The organism is Methanomethylovorans sp. (assembly GCF_050177135.1).
Taxonomy (GTDB): Archaea; Halobacteriota; Methanosarcinia; order Methanosarcinales; family Methanosarcinaceae; genus Methanomethylovorans.
In genome coordinates this window covers 1-21444 of record NZ_JBFXHJ010000022.1, presented here as the reverse complement: position 1 = coordinate 21444, position 21444 = coordinate 1, and the positions used below count along the sequence as shown (strand labels likewise).

Sequence of the window (21444 nt, the reverse complement as noted above, 5' to 3'; positions counted from 1 at the left end):
CACGGCCATCATGGATCCTGCCGGGGTGCAGGACAACAGCTCTTGAGCCCAGGCTGGCTGCAAGCTCGATCGATTCACTCATGAGCCTGAAATCCTCTGTATCCATATCGGAAGTGTCTACACGCAGGTCTTTTGGATATGTAGGGGATTCAGCGGAGTAAGGAGCGTGTATGGAGGTCATGAGATCCAAAGTTGAGAGCTCATCGAGAATTGTTGTCAGTACACCACGGTCCAGCCTTCGGCCGTTATACACATGCAGCTTAGGGATGTATAGTTCCACGGATCTCACTTCATGTGACAGCTCAGAGAGGGAACCTGCAAAGGAAGATGCTCCGATTATCATATAATATCAGGAGATGTCTTCATAATAAGAGATTTGTGGTCGCTGTCAAGTTGTAGAGCAGTTTTGTCCTTGGAGGAACATAAGAACAAAACTATGGAATTTCAATTTTTTTTAAAATACTGGGGCTAAGGAGATTAGCATTGTATTATTTAAACTCTACTGTAGGATTTGATATTCCTATTATAGCTGAAATTATAAAAAAGAAAATATGTAAATGTGCCTATGCAATGCGAGTTTTTCTTCGAAAGGTTTATAACGACACAGTATATTCAATTTCAGCGAATGGTAATATACTACCATCATTAATGCCACTTGATTATGATGGACTAATATTATCCATATAATAGAATTAATTCACAATCAGAAGACAAATATGTAGGAGGAAAATATATGGACCCGCTCATAGGTATGGGCGCGTTAGCACTTATGGGTGCTGCTGCCACAATAGCAGGTGCATCGGAAGACCTGGAATCAGATATCGGATCCCAGAGTAACCCGAACTCACAAGTGCAACTTGCCCCCCAGATGTCGTATCCACACAGGATCTATAACAAAGCCATTTCTGGAGAACCACCATCGAACGCGCTCATGTGTACCATTGGTGGAACTGTAGCTTATGTTATGTTGAACTTCAATGTTTCCGTAGTGCTTGCACTGACCATCGGATCACTGGTCGCAGCCATGGTACACGGAACATACGCAACAACTTCATACATGGGCAGATGTTCAAGTCAGAAACGATTCAAACAGATGGTCTATCTTGATGTGCTTCGGTCGCACACTCCCCCGATAATGGGATATTCGTTCATAACAACATTCACTATTCTTGTAGTATCTTATATAATGGTAACTGTTTTTGCTCATCCTTTCCCGCTTCCGCTACTGGCGTTCATATGGGGTATCACCGTTGGTGCTATCGGCTCATCCACAGGTGATGTGCACTATGGCGCAGAACGTGAGTTCCAGGATGTGGAATTCGGTTCCGGCCTAAACACCGCAAACTCCGGTAAGATCGTAAGGAAGGCAGAGTCCGGACTTAGGAGCAGCATGGACAACTCCTGGTTCTGTGCCAAGTTCGGCGGACCTGTGACAGGTATCGCCTTTGGTATGACCGTCTTCCTTAGTGGATGGATCACTACTGTTTTCGATCCTACAAAAGGTCCTGCAGCCGGATGGGAATCTGTTCTCGCAGGAGTGCTCATGGTGCTTATTATGATCATATATAACAGGAAGATCGAAGTCCAGGCAAGGAAAGCATTCGGTCCGTACAAAGAAGATAAAGAGGAAGCAGCATGATCGACATAGCAGGATTAATTGCAGAGAACATAATGTATGTGTTGCTTATCACCCTCGGTGGAGTCCTTGTATCTGTTAGCGTGCACTTTGTGCCTGTGGGCGGTGCACCAGCAGCAATGGCCCAGGCAACTGGTATCGGAACAGGTACTGTGCAACTGGCTGCAGGAGCAGGTCTTACCGGCCTGGTAACAGCAGGCGCGATGATGGGCGTTACTGACAATATTGGACTGGTGCTGGCCTCAGGTGGTGTGGGTGGTATGATCATGATATCAGTCACTATGCTGGTAGGTCAATGGGTCTACTTCTATGGTGTAGGCTGCCCCGCTGCATCAGCAAAGGTAAAATACGACCCCATAACCAAGGACAGGCAGGACCTTTACATATCCCAGGGTACTGAAGGCCATGCGATCCCAACCGTTTCTTTCGTAAGCGGTGTTATCGGAGCAGGGCTCGGTGGACTGGGCGGAGGTCTTGTTTATTATGCACTGCTGAAGATCGGGGAAGTTGCTGCGGGATTGACAGTTAAGGATATCATGAGCACGACTGGCCATGAACTGGTAGGACTTGCCAGTATTTTCGCAGTGGGCATATTCTTCATGAACGCAGTTATCCCATCATACAACATTGGCGGAACCATCGAAGGTTTCCATGACCCGAAGTTCAAGAGATGGCCAAGGGCTGCGATCACCTCACTTGTGGTTACCTTCCTTTGTGCTATCCTGGCAGTTGTCACCTTAGGAGGTATGTAAGATGTCAGCCGGAGGAAGCGGGGAAGCTCATGCAGCTATCCCACAGAATCAGCTAATAGCTTTTGGTATAATCGGAGGCCTTGTAGGAATATATGCAGCATTTTTCCTGGCCAATATAGCCGGAGGCGTATTCTCCTTCATGGGCGCTCTGGGTGCTATATGCGCTACTATATGGGGTGCTGCGGCAGTAAGAAGAGTGGCAAGCTATGGTCTTGGTACCGGTGTACCTTCCATAGGAATGCTGGCACTGGGTATGGGTGTCGTTGCAGCCATGTTCGGACTTGCAGTAGCTGAAGGCTTTGACCTTGCGATAGCAGGCCCAGTGATAGCTGTTGTAGTGGCAGCAATAATTGGTTTCTTGATAGGTATATTTGCTAACAAGGTCCTGAAAATGAACATTCCCGTGATGGAGCAGTCCATGACAGAGATAGCCGCATCGGGGACGATACTGATCATTGGCCTTTCTGTTGCAATGACAGGCACATTCCTGTTCGACGTAGTACTTGAAGATGTCATTACCACAGGCTACATCGCAGTGATCTTCATTGCAGGCGGTATGGCTCTTCTGCACCCGTTCAACGCAAATCTCGGCCCGGATGAAAAGCAGGACCGTACTCTTTACAATGCATTGGAGAAGGGTGCTATTGCAATGATCATAGCAGGCATAGTGGCATTGTCCGTACAGAATGCATCTGTTGGTATGGTTACCGTCCTTATAGGCATATTCCTATGGTATTATGGATTCACAGGATTCTATGCACGGGTAAAGAGAGATGCCTTCAAAGTAGTTGGAACAGGACTGTTGCCATCTGAGGAGGAGTTAGAATGAGCATGGTACATGTTGCACCTGAAGCGCACTTGGTGCTTGATCCATTGACCTCTTTACTGGCAGAGGAACGCCCTGACATTATCCAGTATTCAATGGACCCTATACTGGCAAAGCTTGATGAGCTTGACATGATAGCAGATGATCTGGTGAACTCCCTTGCACCTGACAGACCACTTATGAACGCATTCCACGGCCGTGAGAATACATCCTACATTGCTGGCATATACGGAAATTCGTTCTATGGAATAGTCGTAGGTCTTGGAGTGGCAGGTCTGCTGCTGATAGTAATGTATGTGCTAAGAACTATGGGAGTGATGTGAGATGGCAGATAAAAGAGAACCGGCACCACAGTGGCCTGTACTTAAAGGTGAATATGAAGTCGGAGATGTAAAGAACTGTGTTGCGGTCATCACCCTGGGTTCACACCTGCCGGGCGACCCAATGCTTGCTGCAGGAGCCTGTATCACTGGTCCCTGTAAGACGGAGAACCTGGGTATTGAGAAGGTAGTTGTACACATAATCTCCAACCCCAACATAAGATATCTCATTGTAACCGGTTCCGAGGTCAAAGGACACGTTACCGGAGATGCGATGCTGAAGATGCACCAGAACGGTGTCAAAGATAACAGGATCGTTGGAGCAATAGGTGCTATTCCTTACATAGAGAACCTGACAGCAGAAGCGATAGAAAGGTTCCAGAAACAGGTCGAAGCTATAAACTTCATAGGAACAGAAGATGTCAATGCAATAGTAGCGAAGATCAAAGAATACGCTGCAAAGGACCCGGGAGCCTATGATGCTGAGCCCATGCTCCTTCAGATCGGAGAAGCAGGCGGCGAAGAGAAGGAAGAGGCAGGCGGCCTGAAGCCAATGGCTGCAGAGCTGGCTACTGTAAGAAGCCGTATACTCAGTATCAACAAAGATATGATGAGTATCGGTAACCTCAACAAGTTCCATGCAGGTGTACATGCCGGTAAGGTCGAAGGTATAATGATCGGTATGGGTATTACGCTGACATTACTTGGTCTGCTGCTGGGAGGTAACTAAAATGGCTGAACAGTTAGAATACGATAAAGGGGTTCCTATGGTGATCACACCTCAGATGGGACCTATAGATAACGTTGTAGCAGACATAAGGGCCCGTGCACAGCTCATTGCAAGGAACCAGAAGCTTGATTCCGGAGTGAGCGCAGCAGGGATAGTTGGTTTTGCCGCTGGCTTTATATTTGCCATCCTTATGACAGTAGTTCTTCCATTGATCATCTGGCAGGTGATTTACTAATGACCGACAGAAGCGATAGAATACCAAGCGTTGTCACAGATCCTGCGGATTTTGCTGAAGTGCTGGCGAGGCTTAACAAGATAGACGAGAAAATAGAGTTCGTCCACAGTGAAGTTGCACAGAGGATAGGAAAGAAAGTTGGAAGGGACATTGGAATACTGTATGGAGCCGTTGCTGGAATACTAATATTCCTTGTTTACCTGTCAATAAAACCGTGGTTATTTGGATAAAGAGGTGTACAAATGTTCAGATTTGATAAAAAGCAAGAGGTATACGAGGTAGGCAACGTCAAGTTCGGTGGCCAGCCAGGAGAATACCCAACAGTACTTGTAGGTACGATGTTCTATGCAAGGCACAAGATCGTGTCCGATGAAGATAAAGGCATATTTGACAAGGCGGCTGCAGAGAAACTGTGGCACAACATCCAGGAGATGGGTGCAACCACAGGTAACCCCTACGTCAACCAGATCGTGGGAGAAACCCCTGAAGCGATCAGGAAGTACATCGACTGGTTCGTTGAGCTCGATGATAAGACTCCCTTCCTCATCGACTCCTCAGCGGGCGATGTTCGTGCAGCAGCTGCAAAATACGTTACAGAGATAGGTGTAGCCGACAGGGCGATCTACAACTCCATCAATGCAAGTATCCACCCGGACGAGATCGAAGCAGTAAGGGAAAGTGACATCAACTGTTCTATTGTCCTTGCATTCAATGCAACCGATCCAAGTGTCAAGGGAAAGCTTGAGATCCTTGAGACAGGCGGTACAGGCCAGACGAAGGGAATGCTTGAGATAGCAAAGGAATGCGGTATCACAAAGCCATTGATCGATGTGGCAGCAACGCCACTGGGAGCAGGTTCCGGTGCATCCATGAGAGCTGTCGTAGCGATCAAGGGACACCTCGGACTGCCTGTGGGCGGTGGATACCACAACATGGCATCTGCATGGGACTGGATGAAGAACTACAAGAAGAAGTTCGAAACAAAGGAAGAGAAGCAGGCGATCTACATGCCAGCAGATATAGGTACAAACCTTGTGCCACAGGTACTTGGATCAAACTTCCAGCTTTTCGGTCCTATTGAGAACACTGACAAAGTGTTCCCTGCAACAGCCATGGTAGATATCATGCTCGCAGAAACCGCAAAGGAACTCGGTCTTGAGGTCAAGGACCCCAACCACCCCATATTCAAACTGGTATGATCATACCAGTTTTCATCCTTTTTTTTGACTTAATTCTTCGAACACCTACTCAAAGTGGTTCCATTCTCTTCCAGTTGCCCATAAGATGTTCATTTGGGTTGTAATTGTAACTGTCAGAGAGTATCCTGTCACCCAGGGCGTTCGTCCAGACATCCACATGTCCACGCTCAACATCGATCTCCTTTTCTTCATAAGGATCCCAGCGTCTTTCAAGACCAAGGATGGCTTCACGGCTGAACCTTTCAGATGGGCTTTCCCGATCGGTCTGTGCATTATATGCCGCCCTGTCAGCCTCAAATCGCCTGTTCGACTCTTCCCAGCTACGCATTCTCTGCTCTCTTAACTGATCCTGCATCTGGCTGTATTGTCTTGAAAAAACACCTATCTGCCGAATATTTGCAGTCTGCTGCTGATACGATCCGGTTATAAGGTCCGTTAACTGCCGGACCCATACCTCATTTGGCCGAAGAGAAGCCTTCATCGTTCTGAAAAGGGGCAGATTCTCGTCAAGATGTCCCTCAAGGGCACGAATAGAGCCTGTCTGCATCTGCCAGAAGATGAAATCTCCGGCTATCACCGGAACCTGTTCGTATAAGACTCCGGCATAGAATTCCTCTTCAATAGGATTTTCTGCAATTTCATAGGTTATCCGTACTTTTCCAAACCTCACGTTGGTTGCTGGCATGCAAGGAGCCGAAGCATCTGCAACCATCGGATCATCAGGATGTACCGGACCTCTGAGAACTATCCTGTAAGGCTGCATCTTTTGCCTGAAAGGAGCTATTATGTATTTAAGGAGCGCTTCATCCGGTTGCATGGGTGCAGCAACCTTTGTACTCTGGCTCTGCCAGAATTGCTGGTTCATCACTGCCATAGGGTTGCTCGACCACGTGAACTTCAGGATGGGAAACCCTTCAAATGCCATTAGACCATTGGGGCTGACCACTGCAAAGTTAATATATGCAGGCATATGCATGTCATTTACCCACGTGATCCCACCATAACATGTCCAGTCATCGGGTATGACCATTCGAAATGCTTCGATACCAAACCCTGCATGGTCGATGCACTGGACCTGTCTGTAACCGGTCATTCCGTACACTCCATCGTGGTCTTTTGATGTTACATATCTCTGAACCCCAGCCAAATGAAAACAGGGTGGACCCACTCCCCACCCGTTCACATGCAAGGAGATATTCTCCAATATCTTCCTTACAAGAATGTTTCATCTGCTGCTATTTAAATGTAACCAGTTACTTAGAAAGATTAATATCAGAATGTAATAATGCTGTCTCCATGACAGATGTGATGCTTTTATGGGAAACACCCCTGTTGTTTGAAAAATTGTTCATAGAGTATGGAATTAAATGCCAGAGGGTACCAGCTGAATCCCTTGGTACTCCTTTCCTGCCCCCCTGCAGATGCCTTGTTCTTCCCACAGGTTTTGCCAATCCTGCATATACTTCAACTCTCAAGGGTGTTGTGAGGAACAAGAGCAAGATCGAAAAATTCCTCAAAAATGGAGGAACAGTGCTCATATTCGGACCAATGGTGCCGGAATATGATTATGACTGGCTGCCCATTGAATTGAAATATATACAGGAACAGGGGTCTGGAACTGTGCAGAGGATGGAAGGGTATGAAGAGATCTGTGCCATCGACAGCCATACCACTGAGGTGGAATACGACGGTTACTTTATGGATACAGATGCAAAGGTAGTCCTGAGGGATTCAAGCTACCGCCCAATAATGGTCGTAAAAAACGCAGGTAAGGGCAAGGTCATAGCCTGTTCCATCCACGAGTTCCCATCAAAAGATTTTCTGCAACACATAGTGGAAATATCTTCAAGCTGTAAGATCTGATATTATGAGAACTCTTTTTGCAGCTTGTCGATCTCTTCCTGTGCATCTGCTATTTTAAGTACGAATAATCCAAAACAGGGCTTTATGAACTGGAATATCAGATCCTTGCCCTTTACTCCTACAGGGATCTTATCTGAACCAATAAGTTTCATGCCCTTTATGTTATATCCTCCGGGTACATGGAATACCCTGTCAGAGTTATCCTTTATGTATTTTTCACTCTGCGCAAGGGTAACTCCGCTAGTTAATATCTCATAAGGTATATCTTTTGTACATGATGATCTGGACATGTTTACCACACTTCAAACTATTGTAAGTCCCTTCACCCTTATACCGGACCCGATTATGCTGCCTACTATTTTACCACCCGTGAGCTCAACTGCTTTTGCAGCATCTTTTTGTGACAATATGATCACGAAACCCATTCCCATGTTGAACGTCCTGTACATTTCAAGTTCGTCCACATTACCTTCTCTCTGCAAGAACTTAAAAATATCGTTGGGTTCAATGGGATCGGAAATGTCAAACCCGAGGTTAGTGATCCGTTGAAGCTTTAAGAGGCCGCTTCCGGTGATATGGGCCAGGCCATGAACGTCACATTGCTTAATCACATCAAGTACTTCCATATATATCCTGGTGGGGATCAGGAGCTCTTCACCAATGGTCCTGGAATCGTTGTAAGGGAAAGGATCATCATAAGAATATCCGGACCCTTCGACTATCTTGCGCACCAGGGAATAACCATTACTATGTACTCCACTGCTGGGTATACCTACAATAACGTCACCAACCTGCACCTTTTCACCGGTGATGACCTTCTCTTTTTTCACGGCACCAAGACAGGTGCCTGCAAGGTCAAAACCCTTTACTATGTCCGGGAGAGTAGCTGTCTCACCGCCTACGATGGACATACGGGATAATTCAGCGCCTTTCCTTAATCCTTCTCCTATCTGAGCTGCGAATGACCCGTCATGGGATTCAAGTGCAAGGTAATCTACAAAAGCTATGGGCTCTGCACCAATAGCCAGTATATCATTGACATTCATCGCAATACAGTCTATTCCCACTGTATCCCATTTTTTTATTGCGTTTGCGATGAGGACTTTAGAACCAACTCCATCCGTTGTCATTGCAAGGGCATATTCTCCAAAATCAAGCAGACCTGCATAATGACCGATATTTGTCAGTGGAGCACCCAGGCCTGTACGAACATAGGTCATTTTACTGATAAGAGCTTTGATAGTATTCTCTTCCTGTTTGATATCCACGCCTGATCCTGCATATGTGAGATGCTTTTCATTCATTGGACTACCCCTGTCATTGATTATAGAATTCGCGATGCAACACCCTAACTGCGTTAATAGCGTCCCTTGAGCTCACAACAAAGGAGATATTGTGCTGTGATGAGCCTTGGCTGATCATTATCACATTTATTTTTTCTCTTCCCAGCGTACTGAATACCCTGCCTGAGACGCCGGGAGTGCCATCCATACCTGCGCCTACAACAGCGACCACGCAGATGTCGCTGTCAAAGACAACGTCCCCCACGACATTTCTATTGAATTCGGAGCGTACTGCATTGACAGCTGATTCCAGCTGGTCCTCATCGATCACCAGGGACATATTTGCCTCAGAAGAACCCTGGCTTATCATAATAATGTTCACTCCTGCATTAGCGAGACTTGTGAAAACCCGGGCAGCTGTACCGATAGTACCCATCATGCCAGCGCCACAAATGTTTATAAGGGCAACTTTCTTGATCAGGGTCACCGCTTTTACCACGTCCTGACTTGGTACCTGATCAGCCACTATAAGAGTGCCTTCAAATGAAGGCTCAAAGGTATTTTTCACTCTGACTGGTATTTTGTGTTTTATAGCCGGTTCTATTGTTCTGGGGTGAAGTACCTTGGCACCGAAATACGATAGTTCCATAGCTTCGATGTAAGATACCTGAGCCAGTGGCTTTGCCTCAGGCACTATTTTTGGATCGGAGGTCATTATCCCGTGCACTTCTTTCCATAACCAGATCTCGTCAGCTTTAACAGCTGCTCCGATGATCGAAGCTGAGAAATCAGATCCGCTCCTGCCAAGAGTGGTGATGATACCTGTTTCGTTCTCTGCAATGAAACCAGTGACAACGGTTACTATTGAACAGTTCAGTAAAGGAGACAATCTTTCCTTGATAAGCTCATAGCTTTTTTCAAGGGGGCGTGCGTTCCCATAATTGCTATCAGTGATAATACCGGCCTCTCCACCGGTAAACCATTTGGAATCAATTCCTAAAGACCTGACAGAACCACTAACTATAGGTGCAGCTAACCTTTCCCCGTAAGAAGAAATATAATCAATTGAACGCGGTGTGAGCTCTCCCAGATAACATATGCCTATCAATGCCTTTTCCAGTTCATCTAACCGCAGATCTATTACCTCTATGGTTTCGGAGATAATATCTTCGTCTTCAATTGCAGCATGTATGGCATCATAATGCTTTTTGGTGATGTCCGCTATGAACTCCTTGACCTGAGAAACTTTGCCGTTCTTTGAAACATCTTTTGCTGTGCTCAAAAGACCATCTGTAATGCCACCAAGTGCCGATGTAACTGCAATAATCTCGTCACCTTTTTCATGGAAGCCTTTCAGGAGTGTAGCAACATGGCGGATCTTTTCCCCATTTGCTACCGAAGTACCACCAAATTTCATTACGATTCTCATATTCATATCACATTTTCTGCGGTTATGGATTGCACTATAAAGAAGATGGTGCGATATAAAGATTATGAACCCATTCCAGTAAGATCGCTGTATTTTACCCTTAGCTCAATTTAAAGATCACAATTCCTATCGCTATGATGACCAAGAATAGTATGGGCATGAAATGATCCGTGTTCACACCACTGGTTTTGCTGCTGTTCTGTCCATCTGTGTCTGAGAGCGAGGCATTCTGTGCATCTGCCGTGGTATTGTTACTCTTATTCTCCATAATATAGTTAGTATCATCAGGGACCGACATCAAAGGTTCAGTCTTATTACTTTCGTTCTCTGAGACCTCTTCAGTATGATCTTCTTCCATGTCGGGTCTCTGGGTAACATCTTTGAGGATCACAGTGGAACTGGCAGAAGATTCAAAAAATTTACTCACCCTTGCTATGAATATGGTCCTTACATTGTCATCCACACTTTTGGAGTAACTGAATATATCGTCGATCTCAAGCTCTTCTTTCTTCAGGGATTTACCATTCCTGCTCAGTTCAAGAACTACTGAGTCATCTTCCATGTCACTTGCGTCCAGAGTGTAACCTTCTTCCAGAGAAAGACTTTCTCCCACTTTTACAGACTTTGAAGTATCCAGCAAAAGGAAATCATCATCTTCCTGCTCAGGATCAAGGAACTGTTCGATCTCCACTTCAACATGGATCCCATCATCCTTATCATCAAAATCTACTGGCCTGATCCTGATAACAACATAATCTGTTTCCTCTTCTTCGTCCCCATCCCGTTCTTCTATGGTGATCATGTACTCGAATGGATCATCTTCGTCTCCGAAAGAATCACCGATCTCTATCTCTTCATCTTTGTAGTAGACTTGTACCAATATATCCCCCGAGTCTTCACTGGCATCTATAAGCTTGAAAGAATAACCCTGTTCCAGGTGTACAGTATCACCTGCTGTCAGAGTTTCCTCAGAGTAATAGATCATAGCTTTCTCCTCGGTCGAGCAATACACCGGAAAGGAGAACAGAGACAGTATTATCATTGCACAGATGAACACAAAACGTATATATCCCATAGGAACCACTATCTTAGAAGTTAAAGGACGCTACATGCGATTGCATGCTTGTTTCTTCTATTAGTTGATTAGTCTGTCGGTTTTGAGATCCCGGGTGTGTATCATGAAATATGTAATACTGATCGGAGACGGTATGGCGGATGAACCCATTGCTGAACTGGGAGGAAGTACTGTACTCCAGAAGGCAAGAACGCCCAACATGGACTATATTGCTGCCTATGGAAAAGCAGGACTGGCACAGACCGTTCCGGAAGGTATGCATCCGGGAAGTGATGTTGCGAACATGTCCATTGTAGGATATGATCCGAAAAAGTATTACTCTGGCAGGGCTCCTCTTGAAGCCGCAAGCATGGGTATTGAACTGGATGCTGATGATGTCGCCTTCAGATGTAACCTGATAACCATAGAGGAAGGAATGATCGCTGACTACAGTTCCGGACACATTTCCAGTGACGAGGCCAGGGAACTCATACAAGCCGTAGATGCAGAGTTAGGTAAGGACGGGATCAGCTTCTATCCGGGGATCAGCTACAGACACCTGATGGTAACAAAAAATAACTTTGGTGCTGAAACCACGTGCATTCCACCTCATGACGTGATAGGTGAAAAAAAGGAAGATCACATGCCAAAAGGCAAGGACAGTAAAATATTGGGTGAATTGATAGACGCTTCAATGCCTATCCTTGAGAAGCATCCTGTTAACCTTAAAAGGATAGCAGCAGGTAAGAAGCCGGGTAATTCCATCTGGTTATGGGGACAGGGAGGTGCGCCTGCATTTCCTCTGTTCAAAGATCTGTATGGTAAGACCGGAGCTATCATCTCTGCAGTGGATCTTGTGAAGGGAATAGGGACATACGCAGGTTTCGATGTCATCGATGTGCCCGGAGCAACAGGTTATCTGGATACCAATTACAAGGGAAAGGCCGAGTATGCACTGCAAGCTCTGAAGGATCACGATTTCGTTGTCGTGCATGTGGAAGCGCCTGATGAGGCAGGACACATGGGAGATACAAAGGCCAAGATCCAGGCCATTGAGGATTTTGATGAGCAGGTAGTTGGTACCATATTACATGGTGCAAATGCTATGACCGAAGATGTGACCATCCTGGTAATGCCTGACCATCCGACCCCAGTGCACTTGAGGACACATACCTCCGATCCTATACCTTTTGCTATCTACTCAACGAATGAGAAAAACCCCGACAACGCCACAGCATTCAATGAAGTTGATGTAAGGGCAGGGTCCTATGGAACTGTGTATGCTGCAGATCTGGTAAAGATCATGCTCCAAAGGCATACCTGACATTACAGTATAACTTTTTTCACTAAAAGTCATATTTATATAGCTGTTTGACAATACATTTTATTGGGGTTATGCAGGGAATGGCGAAACCCCAATACTCAAAGGAGTGGATCATATGAGACAAGGTCTTACAAGATGGACACCTTCCGGTATGTCTAAATGGGACCCCTTTGAAGAGATAAGCAGGATGCAGGAACGGCTGAGCCAGCTATTCAGTGAACTGTCGCCTTCAGGCGAAATGAAGACCTTAGACACGCTTTCACCCATGATGGACGTGCAGGATAAGGATAAAGAAATAGTTGTAAAGGCGGACATGCCCGGAGTAGACAAGAAAGATGTAGAGATCGATATTAAGAACAATATGCTCTACATCAATGCAAACACGCATCGCGAAAAGGAAGAAGAGAAGGAAGGATATGTGATGCGTGAACGTGCTTTTTCACGGTTTGCCCGGACCTTCAGCCTGCCTGCGAATGCTGTGGCAGAAGGAGCGAAAGCCAAACTTGAGGATGGCGTTCTGACCATAAACATACCTAAGGCAGAGATAGAGGAAAAGCAGAAGATACTTATCGAATGAGTTGTGGATAAGTTCCAGGGTACGTCCATACACAATGGACGTCCTGTGTCTCTTTTTATGGTTAGTTTTAGAATTACGGCATCAGGGAAATAACCTCGTCATATTTTGCTCAGTCGGGGTAACTATCATCATCGCCGCATCTGTTTATATGTAGATAGGCTTATTTATGCCTAATGACCTGTTAGCATCAGGTGTAATTTTGAGATTCGAGGCTTTTGCAGTGGAAAATATCCCTTTGATCAAAAAAGGGGATGATCTTGCACAGATCATTTGTGAAAGAGCGGATGTCCTTGACGGGGATGTTATAATTATAGCTTCCACTATTGTTGGGAAAGCTGAAGGAAGGACTTTTTCCCTGGAAGGCATCATTCCTGGCGCGGAGGCTGTAGAATTCTCCAAACATATACGGTTCACTCCAACATTTATACAGGCGGTTCTGGAAAGGAGCAGGGAATGCCTGATCCCTTCACCAGTATTGCTTGTGGAAATGAAGAACGGCCATATATGCATCAATGCAGGTATCGATGAATCCAATGTTGAAGGTGAAATGCTTCTGGAGCTTCCGGCGGATCCGGATGCAAGCGCTGAATGTATTGGGAAGGGGATCGAAAGTTACACAGGTACGCAGATCAGTGTGATAATTACCGATACAAACGGCAGAGCGTTCAAGCGGGGACAAACAGGAGTTGCCGTAGGCGTCTATCGCATCCATCCTCTTAAAGACTGGAGGGGACAAAAAGATCTGTTCGGGAAAGAACTTAAGATCACAGAAGAAGCAGTCGCTGATGAGATCGCAGGGGCTTCGAACCTGCTTATGGGCGAAGGTAACGGCGGATGTCCTGTGGTGATCATACGTGGCCTGAAATTAAGGTCCAACGAAAGTACTTCCGTAAATGAAATGTACAGGACGGATGAAGAAGATCTTATCAAAAAAAGTCTCAGATATCTAAGGGACAGAGGATAGGGGCATATTCACCAATTCCACCCCGGCCTCAGCAAAGAACTCAATTGAATCCTTGTCAGGATAGGATTGCAGGAACACAACTCTTTTGATATTTGAGTTGATGATCATCTTGGCACACAGGATGCATGGCTGATGTGTGCAGTACAGGGTTGCCGAATCTATGCTCACACCGTACAGTGCTGCCTGGATGATAGCATTCTGTTCTGCATGCACTGCCCTGCATTTCTCATGGCGCGTGCCTGATTCTATGTTGTTCTGTTGTCTGATACAGCCAATGTCAAGACAATGCGCCATGTTCCTGGGAGCACCATTATATCCCGTTGAAAGTATTCTTTTATCTTTGACGATCACGGCACCGACCTGATTTCTCAGGCATGTTGATCTTTTCGCCACTACGGTAGCGATCTCAAGGAAATATTCATCTAATCCGGGCCTCTCTTTCATCGAGTTATAAAAATAGCAAGTAGTATATATAAGTTGTAGTGTATGTTGGAAACGAAATATAAATATCAATTTCCATCATCCTTACACTCTTGGAGCATCAGAAGATGAGTCTATCTCTTACGGAAAAACTGGATTCGTTCGTAAGGAAGCACAACGACAGGCAATTGCTGATCTTGCCTGTTGCTACTTTCCTTATAGCCGTATTAATCATTGCCTTCACCTTAGCCACGACAGGAGCACCGGTTAAACTGGGCATGGAATTCAAAGGCGGTACGATGGTTTCCCTGACCACCGAAACGCCAGCAGATTCGCTTAAAGAAAAATATTCCACTTATCCTCTAACAGATGTACGACAAACAGGTTCAAGGACGGTCATGCAATTTGGTCCCATGTCCGGTGAAGAACAACTTAGTCTCACTGAAGATGTTACAAATACTTATGAAAATGTGGAGATCCGGCAGATAGGTCCTGTCTATGGAAAAGATCTGCAGAAACAGGCAATTAAAGCAGTGATATTCTCATTCGTTGGTATGGCACTGGTAGTATTCATAATCTTCAGGACCTTTATACCTTCAGTTGCTGTTGTGGTATCTGCTTTTTGTGATATCATTATCGCTGCGGCTTTTATGAATGTAGCAAGTATCGAGCTATCTCTGGGTACTGTAGCGGCTCTGCTTATGCTTATAGGTTATTCGGTGGATAGTGATATATTGCTCACTACCAGGGTGCTTAAAAGAAGAGGAGAAGTCGAAGAAAACATAACAAATGCTATGGGTACTGGTATAACAATGACCACCACTACTCTTGCAGCCTTGATAGTGATGTATTTCTTGACCACATATTCTTATTTGATCATACCTTCCTTTTCCCAGATCAATCTGCTTTCGGATATCTCTATTGTACTCATATTCGGACTCTTGGCTGATATTATGAATACCTGGCTGACGAACGTTTCCGTTCTGCGCTGGTACGTTCAAAAAGAAGGAACAAAAATAGCAAGGAGGAGAAGAGCATGAGAGAAGATGAAGAACCTAAGAGTATATTCAAGGATCTAAGAGTAATAATCTTCATAATTGCTCTTCTGGGATCGATAGCTTTCATTCACCCCGGATATAACTCTGCAGATGGATTTACGACGAACCTCAAATATGGACTGGACCTGGAGGGTGGTTCATGGTTACAGGTTAAGCTTCAGGGGGCAATGGTGCAGGTCGATGCGAACACAGACATGCTTCTGAAAAAACTCGTAGAACCGGTAGTAAGTAACACGATCGAGATCACAGGTACAACAGCCGCTGTCAATGGCCAGGGACAAACCCAAACCCAGAGTATCACTTTCACGACTCCGGGCACCATTACAAATGCTCAGATGGATCTTTTGGGACTAGGTGAATACACCATCAGTAAACAAAACGATCTTACACAGGTAAAACTAACCACATCTAAAGAAACACTTATAGAAGCCTACCTCACCAACTCGTTGAAGGCTGAGATCGTTCCGATGATCATGACGGATGGAGTAGAATATGAGATAAGGACTGCTGTCACAGAGCAGCAGATCGAAGCTCTTATGAATGCTGTGGGCGGTTCCATTCTGAAAAATGCTGATGGCAGTTCGCGATACAAAGACGGAGTGAGAACAGAAACCCGCGATCTTACTAAAACCATCCTTAGTGAAAAGATGAATTCTCTTGGACTTAAGGACATACCTGTAAAGACAGTAGGTGATGAGTACATCCTCATCGACTTTGCGGGAATTGACCTGGCAACTGCAAGGGAGATCGCAGAAAAACCCGGCAAGTTCGAGATACGCATCCAGACCATAGGCAACGAAACAAAGCATGTGATATATGGTGAAGACATAGAAAGTGTAGGGATCGTTGGTTATAATGAGGAGGATGGGATGTGGTCTACGCCCTTCACTCTCAACGAAGCGGGAGCACTGGCCCTGCAAAAAGCAGCTATCGAGGCAGGAGCTACCACCAGCCCAATGGAGCACAATCTGGTAATGTTACTCGACGGTAATGAAGTGTACAGTGCGCCTCTGAGCTACTCTGCCGCTCAGCAATTGGGAATAGGTCCGATCTATTCCTGGCAATCTTCCACAGGCACCGGAGATGAGGGGAAGGCACAGGCACAGCAGCTTCAGATACATTTGAGAGCCGGAGCTCTTCCAGTCAATGTGGAGATCATGGGTGCAGGTCATGTAGACGCCGCATTGGGAACGCAATTTAAGAAAGAATCTGTGCTCGCAGGGTTGATAGCCCTGATGGCAGTGGCCTTAGTGGTGTACAGGAAATATCACCAAAAGGAAATACTAATACCTATGGTAGGCACTTCTTTAAGTGAAATAATAATGATATTGGGTGTCGCCTCTGCGATAGGCTGGCAACTTGATCTGCCAAGCATTGCAGGTATTATCGCTGCTATCGGTACAGGCATTGATCACCTTGTTATCATCACTGACGAAGTGTTGTACGAAGGAAAATTACCTCCCACAAAGGTCTACCTTTCCAGGATAACAAAGGCATTTAGCATAATACTGGCTGCAGCAGCAACTACTGTTATTGCCATGGGTCCTTTGGTATTGATGGGATTCGGGTCCCTGAAAGGGTTTGCCATTACCACTATAATAGGTGTGTTCATAGGTGTGGTAATAGCAAGACCAGTCTACGGGAAGCTGATAAACGAAGTATTGAAAGGTAAAAGTGAGGGTCAGGCCTGATAACGCAAGCAAGTACAAAAGACCTCTGGACCGTGAAATATAGACCTTCAAGGCTTGAGGAGATCATAGGTAATGAAGAGTCTGTGAATACGCTTCACAGACTTGCATTATCCCGTAATGTTCCACACTTGTTATTGTATGGACCGGCAAATTCCGGAAAAGCCACGGCTGCCTTTGCTCTGGCACACGAACTGTATGGGGAAGGTTTTGAAAGGAATTTCACCTACTTCAATGCATCTGATTTCTTTGACAAAGGTAAAAGTTATCTGGTACGGGACAAGAGATTCACACGTATACTGGGTACCGATGACCCCAGGAAGATCCAGAAAAGTGTGATATCCATCTTCAAGGAAATAATCAATGAATATGCAAGTATGGCACCAATAGATTCGGACTATAAGGTCATATTCATAGATAGCTCCGAAACTCTTGATGTGAATGCACAGCATGCATTAAGACGCATGATGGAAAAATACACGGCAACATGCAGGTTCATTCTTTCAACCACTCAGCCTTCAAGATTGATAGCGCCTCTGCGTTCAAGGGGCTTACAGCTTTTTTTCAGGCATGTATCAGATGAAAAACTGGGCAATTTCATAAAGCATATATCTGAAACAGAAGGCTTTCCTGTCACCGAGGATGGTATACAGGCATTGTTGTATCACTCACGAGGCAACGTGGCAATTTCACTTGATACATTACAGGTAGCAGTTATTCTCTCCCATGGTGAACCAATAGGAACTCAGGCTATATATGATGCTGCTGTCAGGGAAGAAGTAGGTGAAATAAGATTGCTCTTCGAGGCCGCCACGGTCGGCAATATAATGGAGGCCAGGAAGATCATAGACCGGATGTTGATAGATAATGGTTTTACTGGCTATGAGATACTCGAACGTCTTCACAGGACCGTGGTGGGGTCTGGAGAACCTGAACACAGGATCGCAAGGTGGACCATTAAGATAGCCGATGCTAACTTTAAAATGATGCAGGCTGCTAATGACAGAATACAACTTGAAGCTCTGGTGGCAGATTTCTGCAACTGATACAGAATAGTAATTATGGATGAGAACAGTGAATTCACTCTGGCCTGCCGCGAACTTCTGGAAAAAGTACTCAGCGGGGAAATACGGGACCCTGACCAGCTGGTCCAGGCAAAGAAACTGGTAAGCAAACATCACAAACTCTCTTCTCTGCCTACAAATGCAGATATTATCATCTCCGGGAACGAAGAAGAGCAGCTTTTAGTAAGAGAGTTCCTTCGGAAAAAGCCTGTACGCACCATCTCAGGTGTCGCAGTAATAGCAGCGATGACTTCGCCTGCTCCATGCCCACATGGAACATGTGTCCCCTGTCCCGGAGGTCCTGCTTCTTCTTTTTCTTCGCCTCAAAGCTATATGGGACAGGAGCCCTCGACAATGCGTGCTATCCAGTGTGAGTACGATCCCTACAGGATAACCACTGCCCGCCTTGAACAATTAAAACAGATCGGACATGACATAGGTAAAGCTGAATTGATCATAATGGGTGGGACATATTCAGCTCGCACTTTGGACTATCAGGAATGGTACGTAAAAAAGTGTCTTGAAGCCATGAATGACTTTTTTGATGCGGAATGGCGGGAACATGTCCATGTTATTGGTAAGGAGTGCCCTTACATCACTCTTGAGGAGGTGCAGAAGGCAAATGAAACCTCAAGGGTCCGCAATGTGGGTATGACATTTGAAACACGGCCGGATTGGGCTAAAGAAGAACATATAGACATATTGTTAAAATTAGGTGCCACCAAAGTTGAGATAGGAGTTCAAAGCACTTATGATTTCGTACTTTCCAGGATCAACCGCGGGCATACTGTTGCCGATACGATTGAAGCTAACAGGGTCCTGAGAGACAGTGCCCTTAAAGTGGGTTTTCATATGATGCCACATCTTCCGGGCATGGACATTGACGGGGATATACGTAATTTCAAAAGACTGTTCAAAGATAGCAGGTTCAGGCCAGATTACCTGAAAATATATCCGACACTTGTCACAGAGGGAACGGAACTTCAGAGGATGTGGCAGAATGGGGAATATGAAGCTCTTACAGATGAAAATGCTGTTGAATTGCTCTCCCGTATAAAGGCATTTCTGCCGAAGTGGGTAAGATTGCAGAGGATACAGAGAGATATTCCTGCTCATCAGATACTTGCAGGTACCCGCAAAAGTAATATCAGACAGCTTGCTAAAAGCATGCTGGAAGAACATGGTGGTTCATGCCGGTGTATCCGCTGCCGGGAGGTAGGTCACAATATTCTTAAAGGGATCATGCCTGATCCTGAGAACATTACACTCACAGTAGAAAAATACGATTGCTGCGGTGGCGTGGAACATTTTATATCTTTCGAAGATGTACGATCGGACATCCTGATAGGTTTTCTGAGATTAAGGTTCCCTCATAACCCTCACAGGCTTGAGCTGCAGAATTCAGCTCTGGTAAGGGAATTGCATGTATATGGATCCATGGTCCCAGTAGGTGAAAATGCAAAAAACTGTGATTGGCAACATAGAGGATACGGAGCAGAATTGCTGAACTGTGCAGAAGAAGTGACAAAGGATGCGGGCTTTGAGAAAATATCGGTTATAAGTGGTATTGGGGCAAGGGAATATTATCGCAGACGGGGCTATCTTTTGGATGGCGTCTATATGTCTAAGTGGTTTTAGATACATTTTTTACCAATGCATGCTAATGGGTCATGGACAATAATGAGAAGTGATCAGATAGAGAACATGTCGGAAAAAGAGATTCTGGGGCAGATCCTTGAAATACTGATAAGTTTAGATCAGAAAATAGACCGGATGGTTCCCAGAGGCATATCTGTAACCAAAACACATTCAACAGACGATCAAAAAGCAGATCACCCGGGTGGTCTGGATGTAATGACATTGCTTTCCCTGCCGGAACATTTGAGGACCACTGCAACGGTATTATTTGAGAGAGGAGCGGCTACTGCTGAAGATATATCAAAGGTCACACATAAGGAAAGAGCTGTCGAAAGTGGCTACCTTAATCAGCTTGTAAGGATGAGGCATGTGAAAAAATACCGCACAGGCAGAAAGGTATATTTTTGCATCAGTGAGGATAAGAAAGCTGACTGACGAATAACATAGGCTTTTTTAAGATGGGTGATGATGTGGGGATAACTGTAGCTGTACATTCGGCTAAAGGAGGAACAGGAAAGACATGTATATCGACGAACCTTGCAGCTTTATTAGCTTGTGAAGGTTATAATGTTTGTCTTCTGGATATGGACCTAAAGGCACCGTGTCTGTGCACTTTCTTTAATAAATATCCAAAATGGTGGCTTAATGAATATCTTGATGGTAACTGCAACATCGATAGTATAATGAATGAGATCGGTCCCCAATTGGGTACGAAGGGCCATTTTGTAATAGGTTGTTCCAATCCCGATATTACAGCGGTTAGAAAAGTTTCCAATGTTGACCGAAAGTGGCAGGCAAATGCACTGAAATTGCTTCTGGCTGCAAAAAGATCTCTATTTGAGAAAGGTATCGATGTATTGATCTTAGACACAGGACCGGGCATAGAGTTCGAATCTGTGAATGCTATTGCTGTAGCAGATCTCGTATTGTCTGTCATGAAACCTGACAAGATAAGTTATGTGTGCACCGAGCAACTTGTGAAAGGCGTTTATATGACACTTGAAAAGAAATGTTATCTGGTGGAGAACATGAGTCACAAGTTACCTCTTGAGCTGGCCAAAAAAGAGCAAATTTTTGGGATACCTGTCATTGCATCAATACCCTGTATGTGCGACATTCCCCATAAAAATGACACCTGTATAATCAGTTTAACGTATCCCGACCACATATTTACAGCTTCAGTAAAAAAAATATGCCAGACTATAGAAGAGCACATACTAAAATAGGATCTATATTTTTTCTTGCTTATGCAGGATATTCTTTACTTCTATCTGTATATATTCTTCAATCGCTCCTTCTTTTATTTCCTGGGCCCTGTTCTCAAACGTATTTTAAATGTAAAAAGTGAATATTGTGTATATGTGTATTACACTTGGGAGAAAAC

At 45.1% G+C, this 21444-nt stretch carries 24 protein-coding genes and 1 pseudogene; 18 read left to right on the top strand and 7 right to left on the bottom strand.

Annotated elements, in window-relative coordinates; translation table 11 throughout:
• Positions 1–343 (bottom strand): annotated as a pseudogene (locus tag AB7U21_RS03360) (sugar phosphate isomerase/epimerase family protein); the annotation flags it as partial.
• Positions 344–733: 390 nt separating this feature from the next.
• On the opposite strand from AB7U21_RS03360, the gene mtrE reads away from it, so the two are divergent.
• Genes mtrE through mtrH form a run of 8 tightly spaced genes read left to right on the top strand, consistent with a single transcriptional unit; the run spans position 734 to position 5698 of the window.
• Positions 734–1639: a tetrahydromethanopterin S-methyltransferase subunit E gene (gene mtrE / locus AB7U21_RS03355; protein ID WP_333786749.1), complete on the top strand. Its 906-nt coding sequence runs from the start codon at positions 734–736 to the stop codon at positions 1637–1639.
• Positions 1640–1644: 5 nt separating this feature from the next.
• Positions 1645–2388 carry a tetrahydromethanopterin S-methyltransferase subunit D gene (gene mtrD, locus AB7U21_RS03350; protein WP_428386994.1) on the top strand — a complete coding sequence of 248 codons (744 nt, stop codon included), beginning with the start codon at positions 1645–1647 and terminating at the stop codon, positions 2386–2388.
• A 1-nt stretch (position 2389) separates the two neighbouring features.
• Positions 2390–3217: a tetrahydromethanopterin S-methyltransferase subunit MtrC gene (mtrC, locus tag AB7U21_RS03345; protein ID WP_333786747.1), complete on the top strand. Its 828-nt coding sequence runs from the start codon at positions 2390–2392 to the stop codon at positions 3215–3217.
• Entirely contained in the window at positions 3214–3537 is a 324-nt protein-coding gene (locus tag AB7U21_RS03340) for a tetrahydromethanopterin S-methyltransferase subunit B (protein ID WP_333786746.1), read from the top strand. The genes mtrC and AB7U21_RS03340 overlap by 4 nt, the downstream gene beginning before the upstream one ends.
• A gap of 1 nt (position 3538) precedes the next feature.
• Positions 3539–4264: a tetrahydromethanopterin S-methyltransferase subunit A gene (mtrA, locus tag AB7U21_RS03335; RefSeq protein ID WP_333786745.1), complete on the top strand. Its 726-nt coding sequence runs from the start codon at positions 3539–3541 to the stop codon at positions 4262–4264.
• A 1-nt stretch (position 4265) separates the two neighbouring features.
• Complete coding sequence (locus tag AB7U21_RS03330) at positions 4266–4499, top strand: tetrahydromethanopterin S-methyltransferase subunit F (protein ID WP_333786744.1); 234 nt, start codon at positions 4266–4268, stop codon at positions 4497–4499.
• Positions 4499–4729, top strand: coding sequence for a tetrahydromethanopterin S-methyltransferase subunit MtrG (gene mtrG / locus AB7U21_RS03325; protein WP_292351744.1), 231 nt, complete (start codon positions 4499–4501; stop codon positions 4727–4729). Before AB7U21_RS03330 ends, mtrG begins: the two co-directional genes overlap by 1 nt.
• A gap of 12 nt (positions 4730–4741) precedes the next feature.
• On the top strand, positions 4742–5698 hold the full coding sequence (gene mtrH / locus AB7U21_RS03320; RefSeq protein WP_333786743.1) for a tetrahydromethanopterin S-methyltransferase subunit H: 957 nt from the start codon (positions 4742–4744) through the stop codon (positions 5696–5698).
• 49 nt (positions 5699–5747) lie between these two features.
• Here the strand turns inward: mtrH and AB7U21_RS03315 are convergent, their stop codons facing one another.
• Positions 5748–6902: a hypothetical protein gene (locus tag AB7U21_RS03315; RefSeq protein ID WP_428386989.1), complete on the bottom strand. Its 1155-nt coding sequence runs from the start codon at positions 6900–6902 to the stop codon at positions 5748–5750.
• Between the two features lie 92 nt (positions 6903–6994).
• On the opposite strand from AB7U21_RS03315, the gene AB7U21_RS03310 reads away from it, so the two are divergent.
• The gene (locus AB7U21_RS03310; RefSeq protein ID WP_333786741.1) at positions 6995–7561 is read left to right on the top strand and encodes a hypothetical protein; all 567 of its coding nucleotides are present in this window, start codon (positions 6995–6997) and stop codon (positions 7559–7561) included.
• 2 nt (positions 7562–7563) lie between these two features.
• Here the strand turns inward: AB7U21_RS03310 and AB7U21_RS03305 are convergent, their stop codons facing one another.
• The 4 genes from AB7U21_RS03305 to AB7U21_RS03290 form a co-directional block, all read right to left on the bottom strand.
• Positions 7564–7851 (bottom strand): DUF1894 domain-containing protein, encoded by a 288-nt coding sequence (locus tag AB7U21_RS03305; RefSeq protein ID WP_333786740.1) that lies wholly within the window; start codon positions 7849–7851, stop codon positions 7564–7566.
• 12 nt (positions 7852–7863) lie between these two features.
• Positions 7864–8865 carry a phosphoribosylformylglycinamidine cyclo-ligase gene (gene purM / locus AB7U21_RS03300; protein WP_428386986.1) on the bottom strand — a complete coding sequence of 334 codons (1002 nt, stop codon included), beginning with the start codon at positions 8863–8865 and terminating at the stop codon, positions 7864–7866.
• Positions 8866–8878: 13 nt separating this feature from the next.
• Positions 8879–10273, bottom strand: a complete 1395-nt coding sequence (locus AB7U21_RS03295) for an aspartate kinase (protein WP_333786738.1) — start codon at positions 10271–10273, stop codon at positions 8879–8881.
• Positions 10274–10373: 100 nt separating this feature from the next.
• Positions 10374–11258, bottom strand: coding sequence for an S-layer protein domain-containing protein (locus AB7U21_RS03290; protein WP_428386983.1), 885 nt, complete (start codon positions 11256–11258; stop codon positions 10374–10376).
• 193 nt (positions 11259–11451) lie between these two features.
• Here AB7U21_RS03290 and AB7U21_RS03285 point away from each other — a divergent pair, with 193 nt between their 5' ends.
• From AB7U21_RS03285 to AB7U21_RS03275, 3 genes are all read left to right on the top strand, one after another.
• Complete coding sequence (locus tag AB7U21_RS03285; protein WP_333786736.1) at positions 11452–12651, top strand: cofactor-independent phosphoglycerate mutase; 1200 nt, start codon at positions 11452–11454, stop codon at positions 12649–12651.
• A 115-nt stretch (positions 12652–12766) separates the two neighbouring features.
• Entirely contained in the window at positions 12767–13228 is a 462-nt protein-coding gene (locus tag AB7U21_RS03280) for an Hsp20/alpha crystallin family protein (protein ID WP_333786735.1), read from the top strand.
• Positions 13229–13427: 199 nt separating this feature from the next.
• Complete coding sequence (locus AB7U21_RS03275) at positions 13428–14192, top strand: coenzyme F420-0:L-glutamate ligase (RefSeq protein WP_333786734.1); 765 nt, start codon at positions 13428–13430, stop codon at positions 14190–14192.
• Here AB7U21_RS03275 and AB7U21_RS03270 read toward each other — a convergent pair.
• Complete coding sequence (locus tag AB7U21_RS03270; RefSeq protein ID WP_333786733.1) at positions 14175–14636, bottom strand: cytidine/deoxycytidylate deaminase family protein; 462 nt, start codon at positions 14634–14636, stop codon at positions 14175–14177. The genes AB7U21_RS03275 and AB7U21_RS03270 overlap by 18 nt on opposite strands.
• Positions 14637–14740: 104 nt before the next feature.
• Between AB7U21_RS03270 and AB7U21_RS03265 the strand changes: the two genes are divergently transcribed.
• Genes AB7U21_RS03265 through AB7U21_RS03240 form a run of 6 tightly spaced genes read left to right on the top strand, consistent with a single transcriptional unit; the run spans position 14741 to position 21286 of the window.
• Positions 14741–15652, top strand: coding sequence for a protein translocase subunit SecF (locus tag AB7U21_RS03265; RefSeq protein ID WP_333786782.1), 912 nt, complete (start codon positions 14741–14743; stop codon positions 15650–15652).
• Positions 15649–17361 (top strand): preprotein translocase subunit SecD, encoded by a 1713-nt coding sequence (locus tag AB7U21_RS03260; RefSeq protein WP_333786732.1) that lies wholly within the window; start codon positions 15649–15651, stop codon positions 17359–17361. Before AB7U21_RS03265 ends, AB7U21_RS03260 begins: the two co-directional genes overlap by 4 nt.
• Positions 17361–18404 (top strand): AAA family ATPase, encoded by a 1044-nt coding sequence (locus tag AB7U21_RS03255; RefSeq protein WP_333786781.1) that lies wholly within the window; start codon positions 17361–17363, stop codon positions 18402–18404. The genes AB7U21_RS03260 and AB7U21_RS03255 overlap by 1 nt, the downstream gene beginning before the upstream one ends.
• A gap of 15 nt (positions 18405–18419) precedes the next feature.
• Entirely contained in the window at positions 18420–20060 is a 1641-nt protein-coding gene (locus tag AB7U21_RS03250) for a tRNA uridine(34) 5-carboxymethylaminomethyl modification radical SAM/GNAT enzyme Elp3 (protein WP_333786731.1), read from the top strand.
• Positions 20061–20102: 42 nt separating this feature from the next.
• A complete protein-coding gene (locus AB7U21_RS03245; RefSeq protein ID WP_428386979.1) occupies positions 20103–20495 on the top strand; it encodes a transcriptional regulator in 393 nt (130 codons plus the stop codon).
• 35 nt (positions 20496–20530) lie between these two features.
• Positions 20531–21286 carry a MinD/ParA family ATP-binding protein gene (locus tag AB7U21_RS03240; RefSeq protein ID WP_428386977.1) on the top strand — a complete coding sequence of 252 codons (756 nt, stop codon included), beginning with the start codon at positions 20531–20533 and terminating at the stop codon, positions 21284–21286.
• Positions 21287–21444 lie beyond the last annotated feature (158 nt).

Excerpts from the sequence above, each read along its gene's own strand:
- AB7U21_RS03330 (WP_333786744.1), top strand. The coding sequence starts at position 4,266 with ATGGCTGAACAGTTAGAATACGATAAAGGGGTTCCTATGGTGATCACA.
- mtrC (WP_333786747.1), top strand. The coding sequence starts at position 2,390 with ATGTCAGCCGGAGGAAGCGGGGAAGCTCATGCAGCTATCCCACAGAAT.
- AB7U21_RS03340 (WP_333786746.1), top strand. The coding sequence starts at position 3,214 with ATGAGCATGGTACATGTTGCACCTGAAGCGCACTTGGTGCTTGATCCA.
- mtrE (WP_333786749.1), top strand. The coding sequence starts at position 734 with ATGGACCCGCTCATAGGTATGGGCGCGTTAGCACTTATGGGTGCTGCT.
- purM (WP_428386986.1), bottom strand. The coding sequence starts at position 8,865 with ATGAATGAAAAGCATCTCACATATGCAGGATCAGGCGTGGATATCAAA.
- AB7U21_RS03270 (WP_333786733.1), bottom strand. The coding sequence starts at position 14,636 with ATGAAAGAGAGGCCCGGATTAGATGAATATTTCCTTGAGATCGCTACC.
- AB7U21_RS03280 (WP_333786735.1), top strand. The coding sequence starts at position 12,767 with ATGAGACAAGGTCTTACAAGATGGACACCTTCCGGTATGTCTAAATGG.
- AB7U21_RS03260 (WP_333786732.1), top strand. The coding sequence starts at position 15,649 with ATGAGAGAAGATGAAGAACCTAAGAGTATATTCAAGGATCTAAGAGTA.
- AB7U21_RS03305 (WP_333786740.1), bottom strand. The coding sequence starts at position 7,851 with ATGTCCAGATCATCATGTACAAAAGATATACCTTATGAGATATTAACT.
- mtrA (WP_333786745.1), top strand. The coding sequence starts at position 3,539 with ATGGCAGATAAAAGAGAACCGGCACCACAGTGGCCTGTACTTAAAGGT.
- AB7U21_RS03285 (WP_333786736.1), top strand. The coding sequence starts at position 11,452 with ATGAAATATGTAATACTGATCGGAGACGGTATGGCGGATGAACCCATT.
- mtrH (WP_333786743.1), top strand. The coding sequence starts at position 4,742 with ATGTTCAGATTTGATAAAAAGCAAGAGGTATACGAGGTAGGCAACGTC.
- AB7U21_RS03290 (WP_428386983.1), bottom strand. The coding sequence starts at position 11,258 with ATGATCTATTACTCTGAGGAAACTCTGACAGCAGGTGATACTGTACAC.
- AB7U21_RS03245 (WP_428386979.1), top strand. The coding sequence starts at position 20,103 with ATGAGAAGTGATCAGATAGAGAACATGTCGGAAAAAGAGATTCTGGGG.
- AB7U21_RS03295 (WP_333786738.1), bottom strand. The coding sequence starts at position 10,273 with ATGAGAATCGTAATGAAATTTGGTGGTACTTCGGTAGCAAATGGGGAA.
- AB7U21_RS03310 (WP_333786741.1), top strand. The coding sequence starts at position 6,995 with ATGACAGATGTGATGCTTTTATGGGAAACACCCCTGTTGTTTGAAAAA.
- AB7U21_RS03265 (WP_333786782.1), top strand. The coding sequence starts at position 14,741 with ATGAGTCTATCTCTTACGGAAAAACTGGATTCGTTCGTAAGGAAGCAC.
- AB7U21_RS03250 (WP_333786731.1), top strand. The coding sequence starts at position 18,420 with ATGGATGAGAACAGTGAATTCACTCTGGCCTGCCGCGAACTTCTGGAA.
- mtrG (WP_292351744.1), top strand. The coding sequence starts at position 4,499 with ATGACCGACAGAAGCGATAGAATACCAAGCGTTGTCACAGATCCTGCG.